6 protein-coding genes are annotated in these 6,743 nt (G+C 43.1%); 3 read left to right on the top strand and 3 right to left on the bottom strand.

Features of this window, described 5'->3' with window-relative positions:
• Positions 1-256 precede the first annotated feature (256 nt).
• The 3 genes from B3D47_RS00030 to B3D47_RS00020 form a co-directional block, all read right to left on the bottom strand.
• Positions 257-832, bottom strand: a complete 576-nt coding sequence (locus B3D47_RS00030; protein ID WP_103800984.1) for an L-threonylcarbamoyladenylate synthase — start codon at positions 830-832, stop codon at positions 257-259.
• Positions 833-872: 40 nt separating this feature from the next.
• Positions 873-2,012, bottom strand: coding sequence for a DNA-processing protein DprA (gene dprA, locus B3D47_RS00025; RefSeq protein WP_286859230.1), 1,140 nt, complete (start codon positions 2,010-2,012; stop codon positions 873-875).
• 92 nt (positions 2,013-2,104) lie between these two features.
• Positions 2,105-3,259, bottom strand: coding sequence for a LysM peptidoglycan-binding domain-containing protein (locus B3D47_RS00020; RefSeq protein WP_163164596.1), 1,155 nt, complete (start codon positions 3,257-3,259; stop codon positions 2,105-2,107).
• Positions 3,260-3,379: 120 nt separating this feature from the next.
• Here B3D47_RS00020 and def point away from each other — a divergent pair, with 120 nt between their 5' ends.
• The 3 genes from def to B3D47_RS00005 all read left to right on the top strand — a co-directional run bounded on the left by def (position 3,380) and on the right by B3D47_RS00005 (position 6,515).
• The gene (gene def / locus B3D47_RS00015; protein ID WP_005220256.1) at positions 3,380-3,910 is read left to right on the top strand and encodes a peptide deformylase; all 531 of its coding nucleotides are present in this window, start codon (positions 3,380-3,382) and stop codon (positions 3,908-3,910) included.
• A gap of 92 nt (positions 3,911-4,002) precedes the next feature.
• On the top strand, positions 4,003-4,422 hold the full coding sequence (locus tag B3D47_RS00010) for a DUF2946 family protein (protein ID WP_163164598.1): 420 nt from the start codon (positions 4,003-4,005) through the stop codon (positions 4,420-4,422).
• Between the two features lie 71 nt (positions 4,423-4,493).
• Complete coding sequence (locus B3D47_RS00005; protein WP_286859225.1) at positions 4,494-6,515, top strand: TonB-dependent copper receptor; 2,022 nt, start codon at positions 4,494-4,496, stop codon at positions 6,513-6,515.
• The last annotated feature ends 228 nt before the right edge of the window (positions 6,516-6,743 follow it).

Raw genomic sequence — 6,743 nt, 5'->3', positions numbered from 1 at the left:
CTAAAATAATAATATATAAAATATATTAATAATAACTTTTATTGTATTTGTTGTTAGGCATACTTTCTCACATAATACGCCCATCGAGATTGATGCTTCAGAAATTTTCCTGAATTATCAAGCTTCCAGAGATTTTAAGACCCTCTGGATGTGTTCTGCACATCCTTTTTTATGCTCAGCCATCCCTATATGGCTGAGCTTTTTTTTACCTTAAAACTTTAGTCGGATTTGAAAAAGCCAAAACATGAATCCGTGCTTAAGCGCGGATCACTTCACCTGTCACAGCATCAATAATTTTGCTGGGTTCCTGACTCAGTCCTAAATCGCCATTTAAGTAGTTCAGGCTCTCAGATTCTTTAAAGTACTGTTTTGCGTCCTGCAGTGAAAGTGCTGGATTTAGACCTGCCGGATTGGCACTGGTCGAAACGATATAGCCCCCAAAAGCCTGACATAAAGCCATGCATAAAGGGTGGGTAGTGACACGTACCGCAACTTTAGGATGATTACCTTTAATCCAGGCTGGAATATCTTCACTGGCAGGTAATAGCCAGGTGGTGGCACGTTCGGATACGCTGCGGTTGGTCCATGAGGCAACAACACGTTCGCGGATTTCTGGAGTCAGTGCTTCTAATAAATGTTCTACTTGGGAAATATGTCCAGCAAGAAGAATCACACCTTTTTCAATTGGACGCTGTTTCAGTTGCAGAATCTGGTGAAATGCCTGTTCGTTGTGAGGGTCACAGCCCAAACCCCAGACAGCCTCTGTAGGGTATGCCAAGACTTGTCCTTGTTTCAGGAATGTCGCTGCTTCGGCAACAGAGGTGGTGATCATGTATATACCTTTTAAAAACAACAAAGGGCTATTGTGAACCTTATTTGCCTGTACGACAACGTAGAAACATACCAGCTTGCTGTGTACTGAAACCGAGTAATTCCAGTTCCATCAACTGTGCTGTGATTGTGGAAACATCCTGGCTGAGTTGAATGCTGATCTGATCTAGGCCTTGTCCGATCCAGTCGAGCTGGTTATAGAGCGGAATTAGGTGCGCTGGAATCTCGATCAATTCGGGTTCACTATTTTCTGCTTTGTAAATTTGTTCAGCTGCCTGCCATTGGGTGGCTAATGCCAGATCTTCAACCACCTGGTGTGGATGATCAATCAGAATTGCACCTTCGCGGATGAGCTGGTGACAGCCTTTGTGATTTTCACTGTAGATATGTCCGGGAATCGCAAACACGGTTTTTCCTTGTTCGGCAGCCAGTTTGGCGGTGATGAGTGAGCCACTTTTCAGTGCAGCTTCAGCCACAATAACACCCAAACTCAGTCCACTAACAATACGGTTACGCCGTGGAAAATGATGTTGCAGAGGCGGAGTACCGGGTAAAAACTCTGTAATCACCGTGCTACCTTGGGCAATAATCTGTTCTTTTAATGGCTGATTTGTTGCCGGATAGGTTTGATCCAGACCCGTGCCCATCACTGCAATAGTACGCTGCTGCTGCAGCGCTGCCCGATGTGCCGCTTCATCAATGCCTTGCGCCAGTCCACTATTAATATAAAAACCTTGTTCACTTAAGTAGTAAGCAAAATCATAAGCCATCTGACGGCCGTGATTGCTCGGTTTGCGGCTGCCCACAATTGCCACTTGTGCCTGTAATAAACTGTCGGCTTTACCCTGACCAAATACAATCGGCGGTTTATCGGTGTAATGACTCAGTTGCTGAGGATAGTCCGCTTCATTATGTAATAAAATAAAGTCGCAAGTTTTCTGGATCTGCTCCAGACAAAACTGAAACTCGCGCTGGGCATCTTTGCAATTGAAATCCTGAAGCCGCTGGATATGATTTTTATGAACGCCTAGTTTTAGCCAGGTCTCGACTTGATCCGGCTGAACAGCATCAGCAAGATTTTCATAATAATCAGATAAGCGATAGAAACTGGTGAGGGAATGCTGGACTACATACCATAAGCGAATGTTGTCCAGTTGAGTCGTAGATAACGAATTCAACATATTGAGACCTATCTTGCGTCTTCTTATTCTTATAATGAGTAATGAGGTTAAGATGATGCTGAATCACAGCATCATCTTAAAGTTCTTGTAAATTATTCGTCCAGCAGCGGTGGCTGAATGGTAGCGCCCACTTTGATTGGCAATTCACTGTCTAGAACATAGGCATAGCTGAACTGATCAAACGTTTTGAAGACCATGACATTACCAATACGTTCGCCCGGGAGCTGTACACGTTCTTTGGTTTTTGGATCAGTCACGACTTCACCTTGCTGATTCACACTAAACACATGGCCAGACTGAACACCATGTGCTATGCCGCGGTCAATGGTGACAACACTATGACGTGCAGCTGTACCAATTGAACCCAATACACGAATGATCTGACCACCTGAAATGTTGTTTTCCGCATTTACTGGATAGAACAGGGTAGGCAGCATTGGATCATATTCTGGTAGTACCCGGTCACCACGACGGACTTCAGCATTATAGCTGTCGGTCAGTTCCAGTGTGGTGATATCACCTTCACCACGGACTGCAATACCAGAAGCGACCTGCTGTAGTTCTAGGGCAGCGGTGTATTTTTTACCATTAGCATCAGTCAGTATGTAAGGTTCAGCTTCGCGGTACACTGCATAGCGTTGACCCACTTCCAAGCCATTTCCACGTGCATAAACTTTCTGGCCTTTACCAGCCAGTACACGTTGATCAGCTGTACCCAGAATATAAGGAGTGCCTTCAATAGAGTCTGCTGCCATAATTGTATAGCGCTCTAGCCATTGCTGGATATGGGCTAAAGGAATAACAGGAATGGTATTGTTGAGCGATTCAATACGCACCTGAGGCTGTAACTTATTCGTGCCAAGGTAGCGGTTGATGATACCGGTACAGCCATCGCCTTCATCTTTACCAATGATTGGGCGGCCCTGGTAATCACACATCAGCAGACGGTCACCTGGGAAAATCCAGTGTGGATTTTTCACATGCTTATTACCTGCCCAGATTTCTGGCCAGCGTACCGGATTTTTAAGAAAACGCTTGGAAATATCCCATAATGTGTCACCTTTTTTTACCACATAGACATTCGGTGCTGATGCTTTCAGGCTTGGTGGATTGACATTACGAGCTGGTGCTGCATGTATAGTTGAAATTGTCCCCATACCAACACCCACACAAACTGCAAGTGCGAGCATTTGATTTTTAATCCCCAAGGCACTAAAAGATGGCATGCCCTTCAAAACCTTTTTCATTATCATAATTCCTAAAATTATGTATGTAAGTTGCGTTATAATAACGATCTTACACACAATTTTTTAATGAAGCATTCCTTCATTTGGTTTTTTGATCAATGGCATAATTGAGGACGCAGTATGGCCTTATTACCTATTTTAAGTTTCCCGGATCCCCGTCTTCGTACCATTGCACAACCAGTCGAAGAGGTTACTGATGAAATTCGTCAGCTCGCTGCAGATATGTTTGAAACCATGTATGAAGCGCCCGGCATCGGTTTAGCCGCGACACAAGTCGATCGTCATATTCAGCTGATTGTGATGGACCTGTCTGAAGATAAAGATCAACCCATGGTGTTCATTAACCCCAAAATTACACCATTGACTGAAGAAACACAGCCATACGAAGAGGGCTGTCTATCAGTACCTCAAATATACGATAAAGTTGAGCGTCCGTCACGTGTAAAAATTCAAGCAATTAATCTTGAAGGTCAAGCATTTGAGGTTGAGGCAGATGGCCTATTGGCTGTGTGTATCCAGCATGAAATGGACCACTTAAATGGTAAACTTTTCGTGGATTATTTATCACCTTTGAAGCGCCAGCGTGCCCGTGAAAAAATTGAAAAGGCAGCACGTCAGCGTGATAAAGCCAAAGTTGCAGTGAAACGCTAAGTATTTTGTCGTATTGATGCATTGATTATTGCCCAGTTTTTACTGGGCTTTGCTATAATTAACGGTGACAAATTTTTATTTGCCCTTCTCCTATGGTGACACGTGGCGGGTTGCTACTTTCTCTGGCAGCCGTATTTTTACAGATCGCTGTATTCCTGCAGCCTTTGCTGCCGAAGCAATATCAGGTTGCTCCGGTCTGTGAAACCATTACGCGTGCACTTTTGTTGCCTTTATCACATGAGCATCACGCTGCTCATTCTCATCATGCTGACCACAGTATTCAGACTACGTCTGTAGAAGTTGCCCATGACCATCATGATGCCAATCATCAATGTCAGTACTGTACTGTCTACGGCAATCTGGTCCTGCCACCTGAACTGGATCTAAAAGAAGTACTGGATCGAATCCAGGTTCGACTGATTGCATTTAAACAAGCATTCAGTCATGTCTGGTTTGTTCTGCAACAACTTTTTCTGCTACCACAGGGCAGGGCACCACCACTTTTTGCATAAATCCACGTTGTTTTTGCCTGGGTCTTAATTGACTTAGGCCGTGTTCAATTTATGTATTCAGTGAGATAGAAATGGCTCAGCCTAAATTTTCTTTACAGCCTCTTGCGGCTGCGATTTGTGTTGCTTGTTATTCTTCAACGGTGCTGGCAAATGAAGCTATGCCAGTACAGACCATGGCTCCAATTGTGGTGACTTCTGCTACAGGCAATGATGCTAATGGTCTGATTGTACGTGCAGATCCTAAACAGCCGATTCAGCCTATTCCTGCCAGTGATGGTGCCGATTATCTGCAAAGTATTGTCGGTTTTAGTTCGGTCAATAGTGGGGCTGGAACCAATGGAGATGTCACTTTCCGCGGTATGTTCGGTTCGCGTATTAAAATCTTGACCGATGGCACAGAAAATCTAGGTGCCTGCCCAAGCCGGATGGATTCACCAACCTCTTATATTTCGCCAGAAAGCTATGACCGTATTTCGGTGATTAAAGGACCACAAACGGTCCAGTATGCCAATACCGGTTCAGCAGCTACCGTGATTTTTGAACGTAGCCCGGAACAGTTTGATGAAGATCATCTCTATCGCGGTCAGGCCAGTGTTTTGATGGGTTCCTTCGGGCGTCTCGATCATAATGTCGAAGTTGCAGCAGGTGATGAACAGAAATATATTCGCCTCAATACCAACCGCTCGGTAGCCAACAGCTATCAGGATGGTAATGGCAATACTGTGCCATCAGACTGGGAACGCTGGAATGCTGATCTGGCTTTAGGCTGGACACCTGATGAAAACACCTGGGTAGAACTGACCGGTGGTAAGGCTGATGGTGAAGCAGTGTATGCTGGCCGTATGATGGATGGTTCCAAGTTTGCCCGTGAAAGCTTAGGTCTACGTGTAGAAAAGAAAAATGTGACAGATATAATCAAAAAAATTGAAGCACAGGTCAACTACAATTTTAATGACCACGTGATGGATAATTTTAGTTTACGTGATGTTGCTGAACCCGATAAAGCAATGACGGTTACACGCCGTACTTTAAATGGGCGCTTAGCGGTAACAAATGAATGGGAAAACATCCAGCTTATAACAGGGGTGGATTCACAACTTAATAAACATGCCGGGGGGATGTATCATTCGACTATGCCAATGATGAACTCACCTGTTACGACAGATATGGAGTTTCAGTCGATTGGTGGTTTTGGTGAGTTGAGCTATGACTTGGGTGGAGATAATAAGTTAGTTAGTGGTCTGCGTATCGATCAGGTTAGCATTGATGCTGTTAAACGTAGCCTTGAGCGTACAGAAACCTTACCGAGTGCTTTTATTCGTTTTGAAAATACCCATCCTGACCATGATGACGGCAAAACGTATATAGGATTAGGTTATGTAGAACGTGTACCTGATTATTGGGAATTATTCAAAACAGACCTCAACGGGCAAGCACCATCGACCTTTAAGGACTTAAAAAATGAAAAAACTTTACAGCTTGATCTCGGTTATCAACATCATCATGGTGCATTGAACTCTTGGGTGTCTGCATATACAGGTCTAATTCAGGATTATATTTTAATTAATTATGATGCTGACAAAAAAACAGGACATGGGATCAATGCAGCTGATTCTAAAAATGTTGATGCTGTCATTGCCGGTGCAGAAGCAGGTATTGGTTATCAATTTACTGACGCCATTCAAGCCGATGTGAGCGCAATGTATGCTTGGGGTGAAAACACGACCAATAATACGCCGTTGCCACAAATTGCACCTTTAGAGGGGCGCGTTAATCTTCGTTATATCCAAGATCGTTATACCTTGGGTGCTTACTGGCGCATTGTTGATGGTCAAAGTCGTATTAGCGAACGTGAGGGTAATATTGTTGGCTACGACAACAAGAAGAGTGCAGGTTTCGGTACATTGTCTTTAAACGGTACTTATAATTTATCCGAGGGTGTTGATCTATCAGTTGGCATCGATAATGTATTGGATCGTACATATACCGAACACTTAAATAAAATGGGTGCATCTGGTACAGGCTTACCAACTGATGAACAATTTAATAATATTGGACGTAATTACTGGGCACGAATCAGTATGAAGTTCTAATTTGATTAGATTAAGTACAAAAAGCAGGGCAGAAGTCCTGCTTTTTGCTTTTGTAATTTAATAAAACTTATAAAAATTATGTATTTAAGCATTTTAACCATTTCCAAATAAAATAATGAACATTTTTATTTAAATATTTTTTATATATAAAACAGATATTTATAAATATTGTGGTTTATAAAATAAACACACGTTTCAAATGTTTTAAAAAAGGTGTTGCAAGCCCTC

The organism is Acinetobacter sp. UBA3461, from assembly GCF_002381195.1.
Taxonomy (GTDB): domain Bacteria; phylum Pseudomonadota; class Gammaproteobacteria; order Pseudomonadales; family Moraxellaceae; genus Acinetobacter; species Acinetobacter schindleri.
The sequence above is the reverse complement of the archived record's forward strand: the minus strand, read 5'-3'. Positions and strand labels throughout refer to the sequence as shown.

Coding starts and splice junctions, on each gene's coding strand:
- B3D47_RS00030 (WP_103800984.1), bottom strand. CDS start 832: ATGATCACCACCTCTGTTGCCGAAGCAGCGACATTCCTGAAACAAGGA.
- dprA (WP_286859230.1), bottom strand. CDS start 2,012: ATGTTGAATTCGTTATCTACGACTCAACTGGACAACATTCGCTTATGG.
- B3D47_RS00020 (WP_163164596.1), bottom strand. CDS start 3,259: ATGAAAAAGGTTTTGAAGGGCATGCCATCTTTTAGTGCCTTGGGGATT.
- def (WP_005220256.1), top strand. CDS start 3,380: ATGGCCTTATTACCTATTTTAAGTTTCCCGGATCCCCGTCTTCGTACC.
- B3D47_RS00010 (WP_163164598.1), top strand. CDS start 4,003: ATGGTGACACGTGGCGGGTTGCTACTTTCTCTGGCAGCCGTATTTTTA.
- B3D47_RS00005 (WP_286859225.1), top strand. CDS start 4,494: ATGGCTCAGCCTAAATTTTCTTTACAGCCTCTTGCGGCTGCGATTTGT.